The 19,387-nt window shown below is 73.3% G+C and carries 21 protein-coding genes; 11 read left to right on the plus strand and 10 right to left on the minus strand.

Features of this window, described 5'->3' with window-relative positions; translation table 11 throughout:
- Window positions 1-62 precede the first annotated feature (62 nt).
- Window positions 63-971 (minus strand): LysR family transcriptional regulator, encoded by a 909-nt coding sequence (locus K7862_RS00865; RefSeq protein ID WP_222959462.1) that lies wholly within the window; start codon window positions 969-971, stop codon window positions 63-65.
- 172 nt (window positions 972-1,143) lie between these two features.
- Between K7862_RS00865 and K7862_RS00870 the strand changes: the two genes are divergently transcribed.
- Entirely contained in the window at window positions 1,144-2,559 is a 1,416-nt protein-coding gene (locus tag K7862_RS00870; RefSeq protein WP_222959463.1) for a dihydrolipoyl dehydrogenase family protein, read from the plus strand.
- A 26-nt stretch (window positions 2,560-2,585) separates the two neighbouring features.
- On the opposite strand, the gene K7862_RS00875 is transcribed toward K7862_RS00870, so the two are convergent.
- Both K7862_RS00875 and K7862_RS00880 read right to left on the minus strand, forming a co-directional pair.
- Window positions 2,586-3,644 (minus strand): NAD-dependent epimerase/dehydratase family protein, encoded by a 1,059-nt coding sequence (locus K7862_RS00875; protein WP_222959464.1) that lies wholly within the window; start codon window positions 3,642-3,644, stop codon window positions 2,586-2,588.
- A gap of 134 nt (window positions 3,645-3,778) precedes the next feature.
- Window positions 3,779-5,236: a hypothetical protein gene (locus K7862_RS00880; RefSeq protein ID WP_372461471.1), complete on the minus strand. Its 1,458-nt coding sequence runs from the start codon at window positions 5,234-5,236 to the stop codon at window positions 3,779-3,781.
- A 137-nt stretch (window positions 5,237-5,373) separates the two neighbouring features.
- Between K7862_RS00880 and K7862_RS00885 the strand changes: the two genes are divergently transcribed.
- From K7862_RS00885 to K7862_RS00905, 5 genes are all read left to right on the plus strand, one after another.
- Entirely contained in the window at window positions 5,374-6,660 is a 1,287-nt protein-coding gene (locus tag K7862_RS00885; RefSeq protein WP_222959466.1) for a molybdopterin-dependent oxidoreductase, read from the plus strand.
- Window positions 6,657-7,130 (plus strand): hypothetical protein, encoded by a 474-nt coding sequence (locus tag K7862_RS00890; RefSeq protein WP_262412457.1) that lies wholly within the window; start codon window positions 6,657-6,659, stop codon window positions 7,128-7,130. Before K7862_RS00885 ends, K7862_RS00890 begins: the two co-directional genes overlap by 4 nt.
- 111 nt (window positions 7,131-7,241) lie before the next feature.
- Entirely contained in the window at window positions 7,242-7,976 is a 735-nt protein-coding gene (locus tag K7862_RS00895) for a glycosyltransferase family 2 protein (RefSeq protein ID WP_222959468.1), read from the plus strand.
- Window positions 7,973-8,593 carry a TIGR04282 family arsenosugar biosynthesis glycosyltransferase gene (locus tag K7862_RS00900; RefSeq protein WP_222959469.1) on the plus strand — a complete coding sequence of 207 codons (621 nt, stop codon included), beginning with the start codon at window positions 7,973-7,975 and terminating at the stop codon, window positions 8,591-8,593. Before K7862_RS00895 ends, K7862_RS00900 begins: the two co-directional genes overlap by 4 nt.
- Complete coding sequence (locus K7862_RS00905) at window positions 8,590-9,273, plus strand: class I SAM-dependent methyltransferase (protein WP_308011779.1); 684 nt, start codon at window positions 8,590-8,592, stop codon at window positions 9,271-9,273. Before K7862_RS00900 ends, K7862_RS00905 begins: the two co-directional genes overlap by 4 nt.
- A gap of 18 nt (window positions 9,274-9,291) precedes the next feature.
- On the opposite strand, the gene K7862_RS00910 is transcribed toward K7862_RS00905, so the two are convergent.
- Both K7862_RS00910 and K7862_RS00915 read right to left on the minus strand, forming a co-directional pair.
- Window positions 9,292-10,410: a hypothetical protein gene (locus K7862_RS00910; protein WP_222959470.1), complete on the minus strand. Its 1,119-nt coding sequence runs from the start codon at window positions 10,408-10,410 to the stop codon at window positions 9,292-9,294.
- Window positions 10,407-12,155 carry a M48 family metalloprotease gene (locus tag K7862_RS00915; RefSeq protein WP_222959471.1) on the minus strand — a complete coding sequence of 583 codons (1,749 nt, stop codon included), beginning with the start codon at window positions 12,153-12,155 and terminating at the stop codon, window positions 10,407-10,409. Before K7862_RS00915 ends, K7862_RS00910 begins: the two co-directional genes overlap by 4 nt.
- Window positions 12,156-12,443: 288 nt before the next feature.
- Between K7862_RS00915 and K7862_RS00920 the strand changes: the two genes are divergently transcribed.
- Window positions 12,444-12,662 carry a hypothetical protein gene (locus tag K7862_RS00920; protein WP_222959472.1) on the plus strand — a complete coding sequence of 73 codons (219 nt, stop codon included), beginning with the start codon at window positions 12,444-12,446 and terminating at the stop codon, window positions 12,660-12,662.
- On the opposite strand, the gene K7862_RS00925 is transcribed toward K7862_RS00920, so the two are convergent.
- Entirely contained in the window at window positions 12,641-13,168 is a 528-nt protein-coding gene (locus tag K7862_RS00925) for a LysE family translocator (protein ID WP_372461473.1), read from the minus strand. The two genes, K7862_RS00920 and K7862_RS00925, sit on opposite strands and share 22 nt — an antisense overlap.
- 180 nt (window positions 13,169-13,348) lie before the next feature.
- On the opposite strand from K7862_RS00925, the gene K7862_RS00930 reads away from it, so the two are divergent.
- Complete coding sequence (locus K7862_RS00930; protein WP_222959473.1) at window positions 13,349-13,921, plus strand: dihydrofolate reductase family protein; 573 nt, start codon at window positions 13,349-13,351, stop codon at window positions 13,919-13,921.
- 43 nt (window positions 13,922-13,964) lie between these two features.
- Here the strand turns inward: K7862_RS00930 and K7862_RS00935 are convergent, their stop codons facing one another.
- Window positions 13,965-14,423 (minus strand): STAS domain-containing protein, encoded by a 459-nt coding sequence (locus K7862_RS00935; RefSeq protein ID WP_222959474.1) that lies wholly within the window; start codon window positions 14,421-14,423, stop codon window positions 13,965-13,967.
- A 139-nt stretch (window positions 14,424-14,562) separates the two neighbouring features.
- Between K7862_RS00935 and K7862_RS00940 the strand changes: the two genes are divergently transcribed.
- Together K7862_RS00940 and K7862_RS00945 are read left to right on the plus strand one after the other, a co-directional pair.
- Window positions 14,563-14,904, plus strand: a complete 342-nt coding sequence (locus tag K7862_RS00940; protein ID WP_222959475.1) for a helix-turn-helix transcriptional regulator — start codon at window positions 14,563-14,565, stop codon at window positions 14,902-14,904.
- Window positions 14,905-14,965: 61 nt separating this feature from the next.
- Window positions 14,966-15,940 carry a PhzF family phenazine biosynthesis protein gene (locus K7862_RS00945; RefSeq protein ID WP_222959476.1) on the plus strand — a complete coding sequence of 325 codons (975 nt, stop codon included), beginning with the start codon at window positions 14,966-14,968 and terminating at the stop codon, window positions 15,938-15,940.
- Here the strand turns inward: K7862_RS00945 and K7862_RS00950 are convergent.
- The 3 genes from K7862_RS00950 to K7862_RS00960 form a co-directional block, all read right to left on the minus strand.
- Entirely contained in the window at window positions 15,924-17,450 is a 1,527-nt protein-coding gene (locus tag K7862_RS00950; protein ID WP_222959477.1) for a hypothetical protein, read from the minus strand. The two genes, K7862_RS00945 and K7862_RS00950, sit on opposite strands and share 17 nt — an antisense overlap.
- Window positions 17,451-17,554: 104 nt before the next feature.
- Window positions 17,555-18,145 carry a GNAT family N-acetyltransferase gene (locus K7862_RS00955; RefSeq protein WP_308011780.1) on the minus strand — a complete coding sequence of 197 codons (591 nt, stop codon included), beginning with the start codon at window positions 18,143-18,145 and terminating at the stop codon, window positions 17,555-17,557.
- 7 nt (window positions 18,146-18,152) lie between these two features.
- Window positions 18,153-18,707 (minus strand): YcxB family protein, encoded by a 555-nt coding sequence (locus K7862_RS00960; RefSeq protein ID WP_222959478.1) that lies wholly within the window; start codon window positions 18,705-18,707, stop codon window positions 18,153-18,155.
- 159 nt (window positions 18,708-18,866) lie between these two features.
- Here K7862_RS00960 and K7862_RS00965 point away from each other — a divergent pair, with 159 nt between their 5' ends.
- A complete protein-coding gene (locus tag K7862_RS00965) occupies window positions 18,867-19,361 on the plus strand; it encodes a hypothetical protein (protein WP_222959479.1) in 495 nt (164 codons plus the stop codon).
- Window positions 19,362-19,387 lie beyond the last annotated feature (26 nt).

The raw sequence follows: 19,387 nt of genomic DNA on the forward strand, positions 1-19,387 counted from the left end.
GCCGGGGCCGTCCGCCCGTCATGCCGGACGGCCCCCGGGCACGAAGCCCATGGCGCCACGTGTCAGTCCGCGGTCTCCGCCGGACGGTCCAGGGCCGAGATGAGGCGTCCGAGATCGCGACGGCGTGAGTCCGCCGCCCAGACCGCCCAGGTGCGGCGCACCAGGGGGTGGCCGGCCAGCGGCTGCCAGCGCACGCCTTCGGGCAGGGGCTGCGTCCAGTGGGGCGGGGCGAGCGCGAAGGCGCGGCCGGCGCTGACCGCCGCCAGCTTCACCTCGGCGATCAGGCGCTGCCCCTCCGGGGCGTCGCTGAACCGCTCGAGGCCGTGGCTGCGCAGGATGGCGGTCAGCTCGTCGTACCAGGCGGGGCTGTCCGAACGCGGGAAGGCGAGCCATTCGAGCCTGCCGAGGCCGTCGAGCGGCACACCACGGCCGGTGGACAGCTCGTCGGCCCGGTCGGCGGACAGCAGCACCCCGAGCCTTTCGCGGGCGACCAGCATCGCGTCGAAGAGCTCACCGGCCGGCCGCTCACGCAGCAGTCCCAGTTCCAGGTCACCGGCCCGCAGGGCGTCGATCTGGGCGGCGGACGACAGATGGCGGGCCTGCACCTTGGTGTCCGGCCACTCCTCGGCGAGTTCGGCCAGCGCGGGACGCAGCACGTCGAAGGGGAACTCCAACGGGATGCCGATCCGCAGCAGGACGCCCTCGCCGTCCTCGGACAACCGCGCCATCGTGCGCACGGCCTGCTGGTAGCGGGCCAGCACCGCGCGTGCCTCGCCGAGCAGCACGCGGCCGGCCTCGGTCGGGCGGGCGCCGGTGCGGCTGCGTTCGAGCAGCGTCACCCGCAGTTCCCGTTCCAGGCCGCTGATCGTCTGCGACAGGGCGGGCTGGCTCACGTGCAGTCGCCGCGCCGCGGCAGACAGCCCGCCCTCCTCCGCCACCGCGACGAACGCCGACAGCTCACGCAGCTCCATGGACCCATCTCACCACGTGTCAGCCATAGGAGTGGCTTATGACGGCTCTCACCAGGAGGCGGGCAGCATGCCGCGCCCGGGGCGGGCCGTCCGGCCTAGCGTGGCGGGGGCGGTCCCTCGAAGCACGGTCCCGAGGCACCGCGTCCCATCGCACCACCGAGCGGGAGAACGCATGACCACGCGAGCCGAAGAACAGCGCACGCTGCGCGCCGACGTGCTGGTGATCGGGTTCGGCAAGGGCGGCAAGACCGCGGCCCGGGCCCTCGGCCGGCTCGGCCGGACCGTGGTGCTCGTCGAGGAGTCGGAGCGCATGTACGGCGGCACCTGCCCGAACGTGGGCTGCGTGCCGTCCAAGGGCATGGTGCACCACTCCCGTCTGCGCCGCCCGGACGACGACCCCCAAGCCTTCTTCGAGCAGGCCGTGGCGAAGGTGCAGGACGTACGGGAGTTCATGCGCAAGGGCAACTACGAGAGCCTGAACGCCCTGGAGACGGTCACGATCGTCACCGGGCGGGCGGAGTTCACCGACCCGCACACCGTGTCCATCACCCGGCAGGACGGCGAGCGGCTGACGGCGACGGCCGAGACCATCCTGATCAACGCGGGCTCGCGGCCCGTCGTGCCGAACGTGCCCGGCCTGCGCGCCAGCACCCACCTGGTCTCCAGCACCGACCTGCTGGAGCGCACTCGGCTGCCGAAGCGGCTCGTGGTCATCGGCGGCGGCTACCTGGGGCTGGAGTTCGCCTCGATCTACCGGGCGTTCGGCTCCGAGGTGACGGTGCTCGCCAGGGGCGGGCACTTCCTGCCCCGGGTGGACGCGGACGTCGCCGAGGCGGTGCGACGGGTCCTCACCGACGAGGGCGTCGAGATCGTCCTGGGGGCCCGTGTCCGCGAGGTGCGCGACGACGAGAACGGCGCCGCCGTCGTCTACGACCTCGACGGTGCCGAGCACACCGTCACGGCCGACGCGGTGCTGCCGGCGACCGGCCGCACTCCCGACACCGCCGGGCTCGGCCTGGAGGCCGCCGGGGTACACACGGCGGCCGACGGCGCGATCGAGGTGGACGAGCACCTGCGGACCAGCCAGTCGCACATCTTCGCCCTCGGCGACGTCAATGGCGGCCCGAAGTTCACGTACATCTCGCTGGACGACAGCAGGATCGTGCTCGACCAGCTCATCGGCGACGGCAGGCGCTCGACGACCGACCGGGTCGCGGTCCCGAACACCGTTTTCCTGACCCCACCGCTGGCGACCGTCGGCATGACCGAGCGAGAGGCCCGTGAAGCCGGTCACCGCGTCAGGATCGCCCGGGAGGACGTCGCCGACATCCTGGCCATGCCCCGCGCCTACGCGGTGGAGGAGAAACGCGGTCTGATGAAGTTCGTCATCGACGCCGACACCGATCTGATCCTGGGCGCCGCGCTGCTCAGCGTGGACGCGCAGGAGCTCGTCAACACCGTGGCCCTCGCGATGCGTCACGGCATCACCGCGAGCGATCTGCGTGACGCCGTCTACACCCACCCGAGTTCCACCGAGGCGTTCAACGAAGTGCCGACGGTCGTCGTCCACGAGGATGCGCCGGCCTGAACCGGGGACGGAGGCGGTCAGGCCGGTCAGGCAGCCGGCACGCCGCGCTGCGGGGCATGCGCGAACTCGGCCACGCCAGCGGCGAATGCGACCTGCGGCCGCCAGCCGAACTCCTCGCGCAGCCGCGTCGAGTCGGCGGTGATGTGGCGGACGTCGCCCAGGCGGTACTCGCCGGTGACGATCGGCGCGGGTCCGCCCGAGGCGTCGGCGAGGGCCGAGGCCATCTCGCCGATGGTGCGGGGCGTGCCGCTGCCGGCGTTGCGGGCGCGAAAGGTCCCCGGCTCCAGCTGCGAAATGCCCTGGACAGCAAGGCAGTTGGCGTCGGCAATGTCGCGTACGTGCACGAAGTCCCGCCGCTGGCGGCCGTCCTCGAAGACCCTGGGGGCCTCGCCCCGGGCCAGCGCCGAGCGGAAGAACGAGGCGACGCCCGCGTAGGGGGTGTCGCGCGGCATCCCGGGCCCGTAGACGTTGTGATAGCGCAGGGACACCGCCCGGCCCCCCGTCGCCCTCGCCCAGGACGCGGCCAGGTGTTCCTGGGCGAGCTTCGTCGCCGCGTAGACGTTGCGCGGGTCGGCGGGCGTGTCCTCGTCGACCAGCCCGGGCACCGACTCGGCGCCGCACCGGGGGCAGCGGGGCTCGAAGCGGCCCGCCTCCAGGTCGGCGGTCAGCCGCGGCCCCAGCGCCACCCGTCCGTGGCGCGGGCAGTCGTAGCGGCCCTCGCCGTACACGACCATGGACCCGGCGAGCACCAGGTCCCGGACCCCCGCCCCGGCCATGGCGGCCAGCAGCACGGCGGTTCCGTGGTCGTTGCAGTCGACGTACGCGGGCGCGTCGGCGAAGTCCTTGCCGAGTCCCACCATCGCCGCCTGGTGGCACACCGCGTCGACGCCGCGCAGCGCCCGGTCCACGGCCGCCCGGTCGCGGACGTCGGCGTGGAGGAATTCGGCGTCCGGCCGCGGCGGCGCGACCGCGTGGGCGGTGGCCGACAGGGCGTCGAGGACGACCGGTTCGTGGCCGTCGGCGAGCAGGGCGGTGACGACGTGCGAGCCGATGAAGCCCGCGCCGCCGGTGACGAGTACGCGCATGGGCCGACCCTAGGCATGGTTCGGCGACGGCGGGTGGCGGCGGCCGGGGAGACCACAGGTTCGTAAGGTTTCGGCGGCCGCGGTCCCACCCGTCGTCCGCGGCCGACCGGACGTGCCGTCCCGGCCGCCGCTCGTCACCAGCCCGTCAGCAGCAGGTGGTTGAGCAGCAGCGCGGCCAGCGCCTGCGCGGCGAGCCAGGCGCGGTCGTCGCGTCGCGGCAGGAACGCCGCGCCGGCCGGCAGCCACAGGGAGAACGGCAGCCAGATCCGTTCGGTCTCGGCCTTGCTCATGCCGGTCAGGTCGGCGACCAGCATCGCCAGCACGAAGCCGACCGGCAGCAGCACCGCGGCCGTCGCCGCGCGGTCGCCGCGCAGCCGCGTCCGGACACGGCCCGGCAGCGCCGCCGCAACCCGGCGCAGCCCGGCCGCGGAGGCCAGTCCGGCCGCCGCCGCCACCGCCGCGATGTCGCCGAAGAACCAGTAGCCGTAGGGGCGTACGCCGCCGTAGCCCTGGTAGTAGCGGATCCTCAGCAGCCCGTACGCCTGCCACCAGTCGAAGCCGGCGGCGGTGAAGGCGGCCACCACGACGGCGGCGCCGGCCAGGGCGTACGGGACCGGGCGGGCCGTGCGGGCGCACAGCAGCACCACGGCCGCGGGCACCGCGAGGAGCACCAGCCCGTAGGACAGGTAGCAGGCCGCGCCGAACAGCAGGCCGCCGCCGAATCCGGCAGCCGCTCGCGCCACCGTGCTCGTGCGCGTGGCCGCGACGGCCAGCAGCGCCAGGGACCAGGCGGCGACGGCGGCGAAGTAGCCGTCGGCGGAGACCCCGACCCAGACCGCGCCCGGCGCCAGGACCAGGAACGGCGCCGCCGCGCGGGCCCCGCGCTCTCCGGTGAGCAGGCGCAGGGTCACCAGGGCGGCGACCACCAGGGAGGTTCCGGTGGTCATCACGAACGCCGCGGCCCAGACGCCCCCGCCCAGACCGATCCGGTCCAGGCCGACGAAGGTCAGCACCGCGCCCGCCGGGTGCCCCGCGATGTGGGTGGTCCAGTGCCGCGGTGAGTCGATCAGGATGTGGTCGGTGTAGGTCCGCAGGGCTGGCCCGAGGTCGTCGAACCGGTGCAGCTGCGTGAGGTACTCCCCCGTCTCCCGCAGCCGGCCGGCGATGCCGCGGTGCCACCCGTCCACCAGCGCCAGGGACCACGTCCACGCCATGGCGGCCGCCCAGGACACCCCGAGCAGCGCACGCCACGGCAGCCGCTCGGCCAGCGCCGGCCCGTAGGCGACGACCAGCACGGCGACGGTGACGGCGAGGGGAGTGCCCGGGCCGGCGTGCGGACGCCACCAGGCCTCCAACGGCGGGAACGGCGACCGGAGCACGGGGCTGTCGCGCTGCAGCCAGGCGCCGAGCGCCGCCATCGCGGCGAACAGCAGCAGGGCGGCTCCCGCGGCCGCCACATCCCACCGGCGGCCACCGGCCGCCTCCTTGGGTCCGTGTGCGTCCGCTGACGTGTCGGGGCGCGGGCCGGACGACGGGACGGCGCCCGCTCGGAAAAGGGAGGAGAGAGGGCTCACCCGCCGCACCCTAGGCATGCCGGGCGCCCCCGTCACGCTGCCCGGGCCTGCCGTCAGAGTTCCGCAAGGACTTGGCCCCACCGCGCTCGACGTCAGACTTTCGTCATGAGTCGATCCGGTCACCGGCGCCGGTTCCGCCTCTAGGGTCGGCCGACATGAATGCCCCCCTCGCCCGCCGCCGGAGCCCGTGGCGCAGTCCACTGCGCGGCCCCTGGCTGACCTCGGTGCTCGGCGCCGTGCTGCTCGTCGGCATCCCGGTGCTGTTCGTCACCGGTCTGCTGTCGTACGCCGCGTACAACCCGGGTCTGTCGGCGGTCAACGACAAGACCCCGGACAAGGGCCTGCTCGGCTTCTACCTGTTCTCCTGGCCCACGCACCCGTACTGGCTGTACCGGCTCACCCAGGGTGTGCACGTGACGCTCGGGATCGCCCTGGTTCCCGTGCTGCTGGCCAAGCTCTGGTCGGTGGTGCCGAAGCTGTTCACGCTGCCGCCCGTGCGATCGGCCGGGCACGCGCTGGAGCGGCTGTCGCTGCTGCTCCTGGTCGGCGGCGGGCTCTTCGAGTTCACCACCGGCATCCTCAACGTGCAGCTCGACTACGTCTTCCCCGGATCGTTCTACCCCCTGCACTTCTACGGCGGGTGGGTGTTCGCCGGCGCCGTGCTCGCTCACGTCTGCTTGAAACTCCCCACCGCCGTGCGGGCGTTGCGCAGCCGCGACCTGCGGGCCGAGTTGCGTACCCCGACCGCCCGCACCCGCCCGGAGACCGGTGACACGACCGGGCTGGTCGCGTCGGACCCGGCGGAGCCCACCATCTCGCGCCGCGGCGCTCTGGGCATGGTGGGACTCGGCTCGCTGACGCTCCTGCTCGTGACAGCGGGACAGAGCATCGGTGGTCCCCTGCGACGCACCGCCCTGCTCGCCCCGCACGGCCGCTCACCCGGCACCGGTCCCGGAGGCTTCCCCGTGAACAAGACCGCGGCCGGCAGCCACATCCGGCCGCAGGACGTCGGAACCGGCTGGCGGCTGACCGTCGACGGCGGGGCGGGAACCGTGCAGTTGACCCTCGACGACCTACGGCAACTGCCCCTGCACCGCGCGGTCCTGCCCATCGCGTGCGTCGAGGGCTGGTCCACCGGTGATCAGCACTGGGAAGGGGTGCGACTGCGGGACCTCGCCGCGCTGGCGGGTCACGAAGCCGACCCGCCCGGGGTGTTCGTCGAGTCCGTCCAGCGCACCGGCTCCTTCCGCGCGGTGGCGCTCAGCGCCGGTCAGGTCCGCGACGGCCGCTCCCTGCTGGCCCTGCGGGTCAACGGCGCCGACCTGACGCACGATCACGGCTACCCGGCCCGCGTCATCGTGCCCGGCGCGCCCGGCGTGATGAACACCAAATGGGTGGGGCGGCTCACCTTCGGAGCGACCGGCTTCCCGGAGCACGCATGAAAAGGCTGCTGCACACCCTGTACGGGGAACCGTGGTGGCATCTGGCCGCGCTGCTCGCGTCCTTCGCCCTCTGCGGCTACGCGCTCGCCCGGCTGCTGTCCGGCGACTGGTGGGGCGTGGTGCAGTGGGCGGTCGGCGCGGCTGTCGTCCACGACCTGGTGGCCGTACCGCTGTACGGCGGCGCCGACTGGCTGCTGCACCGGGCCGTTCGTGCCGGACGGCCGCGTTCGGCGGCACCCGTCGCCGTCGTGAACCACATCCGGGTCCCCGCGTTCGTCTCGCTGATGCTGCTGCTCGTCTACTGGCCGTCCATCACCGAGGACAGCGGCGCCCAGTACCGGCACGCGACGCTGCTCGATCCCGGGGTGTTCCGCACCCGCTGGCTGGTCGTCACCGGAGTGCTGTTCGCCCTCTCCGGTCTCCACCTGACCTGGCGCTTCCGCCGGGACCGGTCGCACCCCGCCGATTGAGGACAGGCACGCCCCGCCCCTGCTGAACCACTGCCACTCACCCACCCCACGTCGCCCCGTGGCCGCACACCGCCGTGCCGTCATGCGGCCGCCCCGACCGAGAGGAATCCCATGACCCCCACCGCCGACGTCGTCCTCCCCTGCCTCGACGAGGCCCGAGCACTGCCCTGGGTGCTCGAACGGATTCCGCCGGGCTGGCGGGCCATCGTCGTGGACAACGGCTCGGCCGACGACTCCGCGCGGATCGCCGCGGAGCTCGGGGCGGTCGTCGTGGACGAACCGCGCCGGGGGTTCGGCGCCGCCTGCCACGCCGGACTGCTCGCCGCCACCGCCGAGTTCGTCTGCTTCTGCGACTGCGACGCCTCCCTCGACCCGGCGGCGCTGACCGGATTCGTCGAGCGGATCGCCGCCGACGAGGCCGACCTCGTGCTGGGCCGCCGCCGTCCCGCGGCGCGGGGCGCCTTCCCGGCGCACGCCCGCGTGGGCAACGCCGCGCTGATGCGCATGCTGCGGGCCCGCACCGGCCTCCGCCTGCGCGACCTCGGCCCGATGCGCGCCGCACGGCGCCGCCCGCTGCTCGGCCTGTGCGTCGAGGACCGGCGCAGCGGTTACCCCCTGGAGACGGTGGTGCGGGCCGCGGACGCCGGATGGCGCGTCGTCGAGGAGAACGTGGACTACCTGCCGCGCACCGGCAGGTCCAAGGTCACGGGCACCTGGCGGGGAACGTGGCAGGCGGTGCACGACATGCGTGCCGTCCTCGCGACGCCGGCGCGGCAGGGGGCGGAACAGGCGCGGCTGAGCGCGGCACCGGGCCAGCGGAACACGGAGCAGGCGGGCGCCCGATGACCACACTCATGGTGATCGCGAAGGAGCCGGTGCCGGGCCGCGTCAAGACCCGGCTCACCCCGCCCTTCACCCCCGAGCAGGCCGCCGTCCTCGCCGAGGCCGCTCTCGCCGACACCCTTGCCGCGGTGGCGGCGACGCCCGCGCGGCGACGGCTGCTCGTCCTGGACGGCGCTCCCGGCCCCTGGCTCCCCCCGGGCATCGACGTCGTCCCCCAGAGCGCCGGCGGCCTCGACGAGCGGCTCGCCGCGGCGTTCGGCCGGTGCGACGGCCCGGCGCTGCTCATCGGCATGGACACCCCGCAGGTCACCCCCGCTCTTCTCCGCTCGGCGACGAAGCCCGGCCCGGACGCGTGGTTCGGGCCGGCGGCCGACGGCGGGTTCTGGGCGCTGGGCCTCGCCGACCCCGAACCCGCGCTGCTGCGCGGCGTGCCCATGTCCACCGCGTGCACCGGCCGGGCCCAGCGCGACCGGCTCGTCGCGGCCGGACTGACGGTCCGCGACCTGCCGCTGCTGCGTGACGTGGACACCGCCGCGGACGCCGCGTACGTGGCGGCGCGAGCGCCGGGCACCCGCTTCGCGGCGGCCCTGGCCCACTGTGCGGCGGCGGGTGCGCGGTGACCCTTCCCCTGACCCTGCCCGCGGCACCGGCGTGGGCCGGCGCCGACCTCTACGCCGCCGCGTTGCGGAGCGGACGCGGCCCGCTGTATCTGGCCTGCCCCGACGGCCGCATGCTTCCGCTGCACGTCGAACGATGGTGCGCCCCGCCGGACGCGGCAGACCGCACGGTGCTGGCCGCGTGCCGCGGTCCCGTCCTCGACATCGGATGCGGACCGGGCCGGATGGTCACGGCGCTGGCGGCCCACGGCACGACGGCCCTCGGCATCGACGTCAACGCCGAGGCCGTACGGCGCGTTCTCGCCGTCGGCGGACCGGCGCTCCTCCGGTCCGTCTTCGACCCGCTGCCGCGTGAAGGCCACTGGAACACCGCGCTGCTGCTGGACGGCAACCTCGGCATCGGCGGCGACCCCGGTGCCCTGCTCGACCGGATCCAGCACCTGTTGCGCCCCGGCGGGACGCTCATCGCCGAGACCGCGCCCGGCCGTCCGGACCGCGACGAGCGCCTGCGTGTCCGCCTGCACGACGGCGAACGGGCCCACGGCGGGCCGTTCCCCTGGGCGCTCCTGGGCGCCCACGCGCTGGCCGGCCGCGCCGCGGCGCACGGATGGAGCCCCGCGGGGGCCTGGACCGTGGGCGGCCGCGGTTTCACCGCCCTCCGGGCCGCCGCCCCTGGTGGCTGAGGGTGGCGGGAGGCAGGCTCAGAAGGACGCCCGCGGCGGGACGGAAGGGCGGCCCGCCTTCTCCCAGTCGTTGAAGGTGTGGGTCCGCACATGGACGAACTGCTTGAGCGGCGACGCGAAGTAGGTCCAGGGAACAGCGCCCGCGTAACCGCCGATCGCCCGGAACTGCTCGGCGGCCTCCGCGTGACGACCGGTCCTGTACAGCGCGTTGGCCAGCAGGTGGCGGACCACCGGAAGGCGGTGGTGGTCGGCGGGGACGAGGTCGACCGCGTCGAGCGTCGCGTCGACGGCGGCGGTGACGTACGGGTCCTCGTAGAAACTGTCGTCGGTCTGCTTGAGCACGTGCTCGAAGGTCGCGTAGAGCCGGAGGACGGGCAGCAGGCTGCCGGGAGGCGCCGAGGAAGCGGCCTGCTCCGCGAAGTCGAACATCAGCGCGCTGGAGCCGCGCCACTTCTCGCACCAGTACTGCAGAGCGGCCACGTGCGCGCCGAAGTGGTACGGATCGCGGGCGGTGATCTGCGCCCACAGGTGGCGGAAGTCGTCGTGCGACCAGCCCAGGCCGTAGGCGATGGGGATCTGCGCGACCCAGGGACTCGGGTCGTACGGTGAGGCCAGCCGTGCCGCCTCCTGGCAGGCGGGCAGCGCCTCCCTCAGCACGCGGTGGAAACCCTGGAACTGCTCGGGAGTGGTGTGCGATCCCCCCTTGCCGCCCCGGACCTCCCAGGCCAGAGTGACCAGAGCGTCGGCGTGCGTCAGGGCGGCGCCGGGGTCACCCGGGCTTTGCGTGCGCCACGCGGTGAGCCAGGTGTCGTTGTCCGAGTCGACTTTCATCAGGTGCTGGACGCGGTACCAGCGCAGGTCCCAGTCGCTCCCGGCGTCCGCGAGGTAGGCGGCGGGACGGCGCCAGTCGCCGGCGCCGGCCGCGGCGACCGCTTCGTCGGCCTGCGGGTCCGGGCCGGGGCGCGTGGTGTCGACCTGCGCGGCCGGCACCAGGCCGTACGTCGCGGCGTCGATCTTGACCGGCATCGCCGCCTTGGCCTGCGCGCGCTTGGCACGGGCCTTCTTGGCGTTGCGCGGGATCGTCACGGCGGCGTAGACGAGCAGGCAAGCGCCGGCGATGTACACGACGGTGTTCATGGGAGCCTTCGGATGGTGGTGGTCTGAGCGCCGCCCTGAGGCAGGGGCGCCGAGTCGAGCAGAGCACGCAGCGGCGCCGTGGCGGGCGGGGCGGCGATGACGGCGTCCAGCGCCGCCTCCAGGGTGTCGCCCAGCCCCTCGGACACGATCTGCCGCACGGGTGCCCCGGACCAGGACAGTTCCCAGCGGATGTGCCCGGTGTCGGCGAGGGCGACGACGGTCAGGGCCCGCAGGCGGGAGCGGAAGGCCGTCCGGGCGAACTCGCGCGTGGCGCGTCCGGTGCTGCGCTCCGCCACTGCGGACCGGGGCAGCAGCGCGGCGATCTCCGGGAGCAACCCGGCGTCGACCAGGTCGAGCAGCGTGCCCACGGCGGGCGGCCCGTGCAGGGTGGCACCGCGAGCCGCCGCGACATCGGCTGTCGCCTGCAGCAGCGGCTCGGCGGTACGGGCCTGGGCTGCGCGGTGCGCCCGGTACGGGAGTTCGTGCCACGGCACCCGGTGAGCGGTTCTCACATCCGGGCCCAACTCCGCTTCCTCCAGGGCGGCGAGCACGGTGTGCGGTGCGCGCAGCAGTCCGACGGCGGGGGCCGTGCCGCGGAGGGGGCGGCCGTCGTCGGGAAGCGCCTCGATGGTGGCGACGCGTTCGGCGAGCGGCGGGTGGATGTCGTGCGGCGATCCGTGCTGGTCGGCCAACCGCGGTGCCAACTCGTCCAGTTCGCGCCGACGGGCCTCGTCCGCGAGCAGGTGGGCCAGTCCGCCGTGGACCTGGCCGGGCGGCGGGAGGAATCCCGCGTCCCAGCCCATGGCCGGGTAGCGGTGCAGGTAGAGGTCGGTGGCCACGCTCAGCACCGCGAGGTGCCGCAACGCGTCAGCGGTGCTGCGGCGCCCGGCGATCCGGACCGCGACGAGGTCGGCGGCGTACTCCTGGCGGCGGCTGACCCCTTCGGTGCAGCGCAGGCAGAGCTTCGCGTAGGCGGTGTAGACGACGCTCAGGTAGTGGTCCGCGCCGCGGGACGCTCCGGCGGTCACCGGCGCGGGCTTCCCCCGCGCCCGCCGCCGCGCGGCCTTGGCCTCGGCCTCGGCGGCCTCGCGTTCCCGGTGGGCGGCCGAGCGCTCGTTCAGGGTGCCGACGGTGCGTTCCACGGCACCGCGCGCCGCCCACACGGTGGCGGCCAAGCGGGTGTCGCCGTTGGCATAGTGGCCGAGTTCGTGCGCGAGGACCGCGTCGAGTTCGGCTTCGCTCAGGCCGAGGAGGAGCGGAGTACCGAGGAACAGCCGCCGCTTGCCGTGGCGCAGACCCAGCAGGCGCGGCTCCTCGGTCACCATGGCGTTGGCGTCCGGGATCAGCCGGATCTCGGCGAATGTGGCGGTGCCCACCGACTGCGCCAACTCTCCCATCCGCTGCCACAGTTCCGGCTGCTCCGCGGGTGTCAGCGCGACGCCGGGGAGGTCGTGACGGTCCTGCGCACCGCCTCGGGTGAGGTAGACGACGCGGACCAGCGAGCAGGTCACCGCGACGGAACCCGCGTACGCGCCGAGGCTGGTCAGGGCATAGGGCTGCGAGCCGCGCAGCAGAAAGAGATCCGCGAGGGCGAGCGCGGCCAGGATCAACGGCGCGACGAGGTGGTAGCCGGCCAGCAGGGCGAGCGCGAGGAGTGCGCGCGGGAGCAGCGCGCCGCGGCTCGGACCGGCCGAAGAGGCGGCGCGGGAAGCGGCCTGGGAGGCGGCGCGGCCGGACCTCGGCATGGAGGGGACCCCTCTCGGAGCCGGACAGGGAAAAGCCCGGCACGCGGAGCCCGCATGGAGCGCGGACGAACACCTGTGCTGAGGGAAACCGCATCGTACCCGAGCCGGAAGGCGCGTTCTCACCCTGGCCGGACCTCCCGCCAGGAATGGGGAGGGCGACTGTCGGGGTGCGCGTCCCCAAGCCCAGGTCGCCCCGCACGGCGTGGAGTTCGGCATCGTGACCGAGAGCATCGAGGACCGTGACAACGGGGGGTTGACACGACAACCCCCCATTGTCACAGTGGAGGCATGGCAGACGTCAAGGATCTCTCCGCCCATGAACCGGCCTTCGACCGCATCAGGGAGGTGCGTGACCAGGCCATCCACCACGCCCGCCTGGCCCAGCAGTTCGCCGCCGAACGGCGTGAGTTGATGCAGGACCTCATCGACCAGGGGGTGACGCGGGCCGACATCGCGCGCGAGCTCGGCGTGACGCGGCAGGCCATTCAGAAGATGCTGGCCTGCTGATCCCGCCGACGGCGCCGGCCCCCCTCCGTCACGGCTGAGCGGCGGCCACCTTGAGGCCGAAGGCGATCAGGGCGGTGCCGGTGACGCGGTCCATGGCCCGGCGCACAACGGGCTTCTGGAAGAAGGCGCGGGCCTGGCAGACTGGTGTAGAAGACGGCGATCTTGGGGTTGAAGACGTTGTTGACCAGCCCGGTCCGCCAAGGATTGCCGGCAGGGACGTCCGGGTGGGCGTCCGGGGCCTGCGCCCGCGCCTGCCGGCTGTTCAGCAGCGCGTGGACGCCGAGGAAGAACAGGTAGGCGGCTCCCGCCAGCTTGACCACGGTGTACGCCGCGGCGGATGCGGCCAGGACCGCGGCGAGACCCACGATCGTCAGAACACCCCAGACGAGCAGGCCCACGGTGATGCCGCCGACCGTTCGCAGACCGTCCTGCCAACCGGAGGACACAGCCCGCCTGGTCACGACGGCCATGTCCGGCCCGGGCACCATGGGCAGCACCGCGAGCACGCCGGCCGCGGCGAGGAACCGAAGGAGCACGCCTCAGTCTCGCACCGGGACGGTCCCGGACGACAGCCCGCACAGGGCATCGGGCCTGGCGCCCCGCCCACTCTGATTCCCGCGCGTCGAGTCGAGGCCCACAGCCTTCTCTGGCCCTACTGTCGAACCCGTTGCAGAGGAGGACTGCTGATGCGCAGCGTGATCTGTTCCATGGGCGTTTCGCTCGACGGCTACATCGTGGGGCCGGACGGCGACTTCGGGTGGACGGCGCCCGACGAGGAGCTCTTTCGCTTCATCTCCGAGGAGACACGGCAGATCGGGGTTCAGCTGATGGGGCGGCGGCTGTACGAGACGATGCTGTATTGGGAGACCGCCGACCAGGATCCCTCGCTCAGCGACGCGATGCTCGAGTGGGCCGCCTTCTGGAAGCAGCTCCCGAAAGTGGTGTTCTCCACGACGCTGTCCGCGGTGGAAGGTCACGCGCGCCTGGCCACCGGCAGTCTGGCCGAGGAGATCGGGCGGTTGCGGGACGAGCCGGGCGACGGGGAGATCGCGATCGGCGGCGCCACGCTCGCCGCCGAAGCAGCCGCGCTGGATCTCATCGACGAGTACCGGGCGAGAGTCCACCCCGTGCTGGTCGGGGGTGGCATCCCCTTCTTCCCCCGGCACGAGCGCCGCGTGGATCTGGATCTCGTCGAGAACCGCAGCTTGAGCTCGAACGTCGTCTATCTCCGCTACCGCGTGGTGCACAACGAAGGCTGAGGCGTGGGACCGGCTCCGGTCAGCCGGGCGCATCTTCGCCAGATCAGGCGAACAGGGCCTCGCAGCCGCTCAGTTCGAACATCCGCCGGACGGCGGGCGATATCCGGGTGACCTTCATCGGGATGCGGGACGTGACGGCCTCCTGCCGCACCCGAAGCAGCGCGTTCAGGCCCGAGCAATCGAGGAATCCAACCCCGGCCAGGTCGACCTCGAGGCCGTCCCGCGCATCCGCCATGGAGCGGAGCAGGATCCGTTCCATCAGAGGAGCGCAGCCGAGGTCGATTTCACCGACCACGGCGGCCAGGGCGCGACCGCCGGTCTCGGTCAGACGCACTTCCAGCCGGGAGTGCAGGTCCTTGACCGAGCAGCCCTGCGACACAGATGTCGGCGGAGCAGAGACTCGCGAGGCGGGGGTGAGGGATGCCGCCGCCCCGGACGGACACAACGCAGCGGTGAGCTCTGCGGGGGCGCCTTGGGATGGGAAGCACTCGATGCCGATCATCACACCATCCCTTTCAGGCGCAGGCAGTTGCTCAGGTCCGTCCAGCATGGGCGCACCGGCGGCACACGTCAACAAATACACGAAAACAAATTCGCGTACAGGCTGACGTGAATCATTCGTTCACCGTACGATGTCGACCATGGACGACGCCTTGCATCCGCGGCCGGGATGGACATTCCTCACCAACCATGCGCGCGTGCTGGCCACCATCGCCCGCGACCCGGGCGTCCGCGTTCGTGACATCGCCGCGCGATGCCTGCTCACGGAACGCGCCGTGCAGAAGATCATCTCCGACCTGGAGACTGACGGCTATCTGATGCACACGCGCAACGGCCGCACCAACCATTACGAGATCCCTGAGGGCACCGTCCTGCGTCACCCCGCCGATGCCGGGCCGACTGTCGCCGACCTGCTGGCCACCCTCCTGGCCGTCCATGACAGCGGAACGGCGGCCCAGCAGAACGTTCAGCACGAGCGCTGAATCAGGCGGGAGGGGCACCCAAGGCCGGGGAGCCGGAGGGGGCCCGGCGTACGGTACGCGTATGACGTTCGCCGGGCTCCCCGTGACCATCGTGCGGGCGTGCCTGCGGGAGAGTCTGCGGGACGGCCTGCCTGGGGAAAGGGGCGGCAGTCCCACCGCCGTGCTGGACGAGTCCGGGATGAGCGATGCCGAGCGCCGCCGCGTGCCCGAGGCGATGGGCACCTCGCACGCCGTCTTCCTGGCCGGGCACGCCCGTGGCCCCGGCGGCCGGACCACGGCATCCCTGCGCTTCTTCACCCGGGAGGGCGAACTCCCCGCGTGCGGCCACGGCACGGTCGCCGCACTCGCCGTCCTCGCCGCCCGAAACGCGCCCGCCCACCCGGTTGGCTCCGGCAGCCCCGGGGGCCACCCGCACTTCCGGGCCGAACTGCGCACCCGGGGGCGGACGTTCACCGGCTGGTGCGCCCGGAAGGACGGTGGCCTGTTCGACGCCGCCTTCGACCCCGGCCCGGTGGATCTCAGGGAACCCACCCGGGAGGAGCGGGAGTCGGTGCCGGCAGCGCTTGGCCTCGACGCGGACGCGCCGGAGCCCGGGCTGCGCGTCGCCACGGTCGGCCGGCCCCGGCTGCTCGTCCCCGTCGTGTCCCGGTCCGCCCTGGCCGCCCTCACCCCGGACCTGGACCGCCTCCGCGCGGCCTGCGACCGGTTCGGCCTGCTCGGCGCCTATGCGCACTCGGTACCGGAGGCGGACGGCCGCTGCGCCGCCCGCATGTTCGCGCCGTCGATCGGCGTTCCCGAGGACATCGCCAACGCCAACAGCACGGCCTGCCTGGCCGCTCATCTCGCCGAGCGCGGTCTCAGCCGGATCGCCGTGGACATGGGCGACTCCCTGGGCAGCCCGGCCACGATCACCGCGACCCTCGCGTCCGGTGCCGGCGCCGCCGCATCGACCACCCTTGCCCGGCCCGTCGTGCATGTCGGCGGCACGGCCGAGATCACCGGCAGCGTGTCCCCGGTCGTCAGCCGACCTCCCTGAGTCTCGCAGCGGTCTGCTCGGCCAGCTCGTGGACGCGCTGCGCGGCGTTCTCCGCGAGCTCGCCGTAGACCGCGTCGGCGGCCGCGAGGAGCACGCGGGCCTGGTCCGGGAGGCCCGCGTCCGCCAGAGCGAGGGCGAGCCGGTAGTGCTCCTCGGCGATGAAGCAGCCGAGGTTGACCTGCCGCCAGGATCGCAGCGAGTCGTCGCCCGGGGTGGCCAGGGCGTCGCGCACGGCGGCCAGGCTGTCCGCCGCCTGGGGCAGGTGGCCCGCCTCCCGCTCCAGGCGGGCCAGGGTCTTCCTGGCAGAGACCCGGTCCCATGCGCTCTCCTGCAGCGCGGCGCACAGGCGCTGGGCGCGCAGCGCCTGGGGAAGATCGCCGAGTTCCTCGAAGTCCCGGACGAGACCGCTCATCGGTCCCGTGGTCAGGGTGCCGGGCGCCCCGGGGTGGCGGAGTCTGCTCTGGTCCAGGAAGAGATCGTCGAGTTCGCGGATCAGGGTCACTCGCGCGAGGTTCGTCATCCCCTGGTCCCGCGCCAGGTCGGTCCAAAGCCAGAGCGGCTCGTCCGCCGGGTCCGTCCCGAACAGCGACTCGTCGAGCTCCCGCGCCCACCGGCGCAACTCGTCGGAGCTCGCGCCCGGTTCCGGTATGCCGCCCAGGCCGCACGCCGTGTCGAAGTCCGTCTCCCGGACCTCGAGGAGCAGCGGCAGATCTTCCGCGTTCCCGCGGAGCCCCACCAGCACGGCGGCGAGCCGCAGTTCGTCCGACATCGACGACCGCGCCTCGTGCCGCAGCAGGTGACGCAGCACTTCGAGATCGCCTTCGGCCCGGTCGAACTGCGCGGCCCGCAGGGTGACCCGGCGCCGCACCGGGTCTTCCGCGACGTCGCGCCAGGCCGTGCGGTCGCCCTGCCGCAGCCGGACGAGATCGGCTCGGCCCGCGGCGAGCACGGGCTCCCACAGCGGGGGGCCGGCCGGGCCTATCGCGTCGTAGGCGCAGCCCTCCTCCGCGTTGAGCAGCACGAAGTCCGGTTCGGTGCGCAGCAGCGCGGCATGCAGTCTGCCCACGAGCTCGGCCGGGGAGCGGTTCGGGAGGCCCAGCGCCGCACGGAGCTCGGCCCGCTCCTCGTCGATTCCGTAGTGCTCACGGATCCCTTCCTCGGTCTCCGCGACGCACGCGAGGATCTTCTCCTCGCCGTCCTCCGGCGACAGACGCGTGTAGTCGTGCCAGCCGGGCAGGCCGATGACGATCTCCAGGGCCTCGTCGACACCGGAACCGATGATCCCGGCGCCTCCCTCCGAGTCGGCGTAGAGCACCGAGCCGTCCGCGCACACGAAGTAGGTGCCGCCGGTGTCGTCCCCGGCTATCACCTCCAGCGGTCCGCCCGAGGCGAGGCGGACCTCCTCGACGTGGCCGTGGTCGGCGCGGTCCAGGTCGAAGTCGAAGGGGAAAGCGGCCAGTTCGGCCAGGCGGCGGTCCTGCCGCAGCAGCCGGAGCGCGTGATCGGTCATGTCACAGAACGTAACAGCGGGCTCTGACAACGGAGGTGCGGCCGCGCAGAGGCGGCGGCCGACGGAAGCGGGCTTGACGGGCGCGGACAGTTCCTGGTGGTGCGTCAGGGCTCCGGGTCGTCCTGGACGCGGGCGTGGAGGTGTTCGTCGTGCCAGCCGTCGGCGTGGAGGAGCGCGCTGCGCATCGTGCCTTCCAGGGGGAAGCCGGCTCTGGTGGCGACGTGGCAGGAGGCGGTGTTGGCCACGGAGTGCGTGATCCGCAGACGGTGCAGCCCGAGCCATGCGAAGGCCCACCGGCTGACGGCGCGTGTGGCGGTGACCATGACGCCGTGTCCCCGGCCGGCGGGCAGCAGCCAGTAGACGAACTCGCCGCTGCCCCCGCGCAGGTCGAGGTCGGCGAGACCGATCAGCCCCAGGGGCACGTCGTCACCGGTGGGAGCGATCGCCCAGACGGCAGCCTCCTCGGTGTGCCACCGCCGCTCCCAGCGCGCGATCTTCTCCCGGGCCGCGTCGATGTCCACCTGGCCGGGGCGGTTCCAGTGCTGGATGTCCGGGTCGAGACACGACCGCACCAGGACGTGCGCGTCGCTCTCCCGCCAGGGTCGCAGCCGTATGTCGTCGGGGAGTTCCAGGGCGGTCTGCCGTGCCCGCGCCATCCGGCCGGGGAGCACGACGGGCGCTGTCGGATCGATCACTGCTCCATCATGCCAAGGCGGCACGGTCCGTGGCGGAGTCCGTGGGCGAGACGCCGGCGAGGTACTCGGTGATGAGAGCGCGGCAGGCCGGGACGAGTTCGGGGTCGGCGAGGCCCCGCTTGGGGACGACGACGGCCGGTTTGCCGGCACGGTCCACGAGCAGGAACTGCCGGTCGGATTCCTGGAACCCGCCGAAGTGTGTCCAGGCGTAGGTGCGCGACTGCCCCTGCGTGCGGACGGTCACCGCCTCTGGTCCTATCTCCTGCTCATGCGCCTGCCGGAGTACCGATGAGCGCCGCCAGGTCGCGCGCGCCTTTCGGCGAAGGCCCCAGCGGGTGGAGAGGACAAGCACCTGTACCGCGTATCGCACGAAGCCCACCGCGAAGAGCACCGCGGGCATCAGGGTGTCCGAGGTCGGCGCGACCGTGCTCCACCAGACCACGCAGCCCAGCAGGACGAAGAGGGTGATCGCGTTGCGCACGGCCCGGTTTCGGCCCCGCCGCCGTTCGGGAGCACCGGCCAGCAACTCGGTGAGGTCGTCGATCTCCGGTACGTACCTCAACCTGAGGGTTTCCTGCATCGTCTCCCCGCCGTCCGCATGTAGGAGCCGCAGCATAGCCGTGGCAGCCGTTCTCGCCGAAGGCGTCGCCGTGATCGCGGCACGCCCGGACGGCGTGCCCGCGCCGGACACCCGGACGATCGGTTGGCCTACATTGAGCACATGTTCGAACGCGTGGTCACCAAAGAGGGCGCGGCCTTCGAGACATTGGCCTGGAAGGTGCGCAACGAGCTTGCGGCCGCAGGCCTTCCCGTGGTGTGGCCGGGTGCGGATCCCGCTCTGGTCGCCGGCGCCGAGGTCGACGTCGACTACGGTGCCGACGCGGCAGGCGGGGTGTTCGTGGCCTGGCAGGCCAGCCCCCGCCTGCAGGCCTGTTCGAGCCGGGCGTTCAGGCTGAAGCAGCTGGACGAGCCGGTCCTGCGGCATTCCCATGCGGTCGGAGCCGCGATGATGCAGGCCATGGCCTCCGTCCTGGCCTCCGCGGGCTACAGCGTCGAGGACGCCCGCGACGACTACCGGCCCCAGCAACTGCGGGTCCTTGCCGGCCCTCCATCCGGGCGGTCTCGGGTGTGGCAGCTCCGCGACGACGAACTGGACGCGCCCGGCTGGCGGGAGGCGCCCGCCGACAGCGCCGACCGGGGCACCCCGCCGGAGTGACCTGCGCGGGCAACCGGTTGCGGACC

Source organism: Actinacidiphila acidipaludis, from assembly GCF_019890725.1.
GTDB lineage: Bacteria > Actinomycetota > Actinomycetes > Streptomycetales > Streptomycetaceae > Actinacidiphila > Actinacidiphila acidipaludis.

What these genes read in the sequence shown, in the direction of transcription:
- K7862_RS00965 (WP_222959479.1), top strand. Translation starts at nt 18,867, where the DNA reads ATGTTCGAACGCGTGGTCACCAAAGAGGGCGCGGCCTTCGAGACATTG.
- K7862_RS00950 (WP_222959477.1), bottom strand. Translation starts at nt 17,450, where the DNA reads ATGACCGATCACGCGCTCCGGCTGCTGCGGCAGGACCGCCGCCTGGCC.
- K7862_RS00895 (WP_222959468.1), top strand. Translation starts at nt 7,242, where the DNA reads ATGACCCCCACCGCCGACGTCGTCCTCCCCTGCCTCGACGAGGCCCGA.
- K7862_RS00940 (WP_222959475.1), top strand. Translation starts at nt 14,563, where the DNA reads ATGGACGACGCCTTGCATCCGCGGCCGGGATGGACATTCCTCACCAAC.
- K7862_RS00870 (WP_222959463.1), top strand. Translation starts at nt 1,144, where the DNA reads ATGACCACGCGAGCCGAAGAACAGCGCACGCTGCGCGCCGACGTGCTG.
- K7862_RS00920 (WP_222959472.1), top strand. Translation starts at nt 12,444, where the DNA reads ATGGCAGACGTCAAGGATCTCTCCGCCCATGAACCGGCCTTCGACCGC.
- K7862_RS00945 (WP_222959476.1), top strand. Translation starts at nt 14,966, where the DNA reads ATGACGTTCGCCGGGCTCCCCGTGACCATCGTGCGGGCGTGCCTGCGG.
- K7862_RS00875 (WP_222959464.1), bottom strand. Translation starts at nt 3,644, where the DNA reads ATGCGCGTACTCGTCACCGGCGGCGCGGGCTTCATCGGCTCGCACGTC.
- K7862_RS00885 (WP_222959466.1), top strand. Translation starts at nt 5,374, where the DNA reads ATGAATGCCCCCCTCGCCCGCCGCCGGAGCCCGTGGCGCAGTCCACTG.
- K7862_RS00900 (WP_222959469.1), top strand. Translation starts at nt 7,973, where the DNA reads ATGACCACACTCATGGTGATCGCGAAGGAGCCGGTGCCGGGCCGCGTC.
- K7862_RS00865 (WP_222959462.1), bottom strand. Translation starts at nt 971, where the DNA reads ATGGAGCTGCGTGAGCTGTCGGCGTTCGTCGCGGTGGCGGAGGAGGGC.
- K7862_RS00915 (WP_222959471.1), bottom strand. Translation starts at nt 12,155, where the DNA reads ATGCCGAGGTCCGGCCGCGCCGCCTCCCAGGCCGCTTCCCGCGCCGCC.
- K7862_RS00880 (WP_372461471.1), bottom strand. Translation starts at nt 5,236, where the DNA reads ATGCCTAGGGTGCGGCGGGTGAGCCCTCTCTCCTCCCTTTTCCGAGCG.
- K7862_RS00890 (WP_262412457.1), top strand. Translation starts at nt 6,657, where the DNA reads ATGAAAAGGCTGCTGCACACCCTGTACGGGGAACCGTGGTGGCATCTG.
- K7862_RS00935 (WP_222959474.1), bottom strand. Translation starts at nt 14,423, where the DNA reads ATGATCGGCATCGAGTGCTTCCCATCCCAAGGCGCCCCCGCAGAGCTC.
- K7862_RS00910 (WP_222959470.1), bottom strand. Translation starts at nt 10,410, where the DNA reads ATGAACACCGTCGTGTACATCGCCGGCGCTTGCCTGCTCGTCTACGCC.
- K7862_RS00930 (WP_222959473.1), top strand. Translation starts at nt 13,349, where the DNA reads ATGCGCAGCGTGATCTGTTCCATGGGCGTTTCGCTCGACGGCTACATC.